1 protein-coding gene is annotated in these 1,390 nt (G+C 62.5%); it reads left to right on the top strand.

The genetic code is table 11. From position 1 onward, the window contains the following. Positions 1-93 precede the first annotated feature (93 nt). Entirely contained in the window at positions 94-1,122 is a 1,029-nt protein-coding gene (locus Q1K29_RS18395; protein ID WP_300396838.1) for an IS110 family transposase, read from the top strand. The last annotated feature ends 268 nt before the right edge of the window (positions 1,123-1,390 follow it).

The following is a 1,390-nucleotide window of genomic DNA, read 5'->3' as shown; positions in this document are numbered from 1 at the left end:
TTAGACTGATGGGGTGGACGGCCCCTCCCACCGGCATCGTGATGTGCCATGCTGGCGCTGTCATTGAGCCAACAAGAAGAGGAACCGTCCACCATGAGCATTACCACACTCGGGATCGACATCGCCAAGTCTGTTTTCCAGCTTCACGGCATCGATGAAGCCGGCAAGGTTGTCATCCGCAAGAAGCTGCGCCGCAGCGCCGTACTCGATACTCTCCGGAAGCTGGAGCCCTGCTTAATCGGCCTGGAAGCGTGCGCCACCGCGCATTACTGGGCTCGGGAGATCTCCGCGCTCGGGCACGAGGTGAAGCTGATGCCGCCCGCTTATGTGAAGCCTTATGTCAAACGCCAGAAGAACGACATGGCGGACGCCGAAGCGATCTGCGAAGCCGTGACCCGGCCGACCATGCGGTTCGTGCCGATCAAGAGTGCAGAGCGCCAGGGTGTGCTGGTGCTTCATCGCACTCGGGATCTGTTGATGCGCCAGCGCACCATGCTGCTCAATGCGGCCAGAGGCCATCTGGCCGAGTTTGGTCTGATCGCGCCCCAGGGACCGCGTCGCATGCTGGAACTGATCGCCCAGATGCGCGAAGGCGCGCACACAGACTTGCCTGAAATCGCCCGAACGGCGCTTCTGGGAATCGGTGGGCAGCTCGACGCTCTGGCGCAGCAGATCCAAGCACTCGAGCGACAACTACTCGCCTGGCACCGCCGCGATACGACCAGCCAGAGACTGGAGACCATTCCTGGCGTTGGGATCATCACCGCTACGGCGCTCGCTGCCAGCGTGCCCGATCCATCCGTGTTCCGCTCCGGGCGCCAGTTCGCCGCCTTCCTCGGGCTGACACCCCGGCAGAACTCGTCCGGCGGCAAGGACCGGCTCGGGCATATCTCGAAAATGGGGGATGGCTATCTGCGACGACTGCTTGTGGTCGGGGCGACGTCCGTCATCCGCCGAGCCGAAACCAACCCGTCTGCGACCGGAGCCTGGGTGCGATCACTGATGACGCGCAAACCCAGGAGACTGACGACGGTCGCTATGGCAAACAAGACCGCAAGGATCGCATGGGCCGTGCTGGCGCGCGGGGAGACGTACCGGGCACCAGCCCTCGCAGAGGGGTAACAATCGCGGCGGCGGATCGCTGTCGCCTCAAACTGTAAGGGCAGAATGTAAGTGATGATGATCAGTGCAGGGCCGTTGCCGGGGCACTCCGCGGTGTTGTCAGGACGTGAAGTCCGATAGACTGTATGGAACCAGGCAAGCGGACTTCATCAGGGCCAGCGGTCATCGACGCCGCGCAAACAGGCCGGACACATGACTGCATCCCTCAGATCAACACTCGCTTGATTTTGTGCTTGCAGAACCGGGGCCGTCCACACATGACAGCACC

Source organism: Henriciella sp. (genome assembly GCF_029937755.1).
Taxonomy (GTDB): Bacteria; Pseudomonadota; Alphaproteobacteria; order Caulobacterales; family Hyphomonadaceae; genus Henriciella.
Note: the sequence above shows the minus strand (reverse complement) of the source record. Positions and strands in the feature narration are given on the sequence as shown.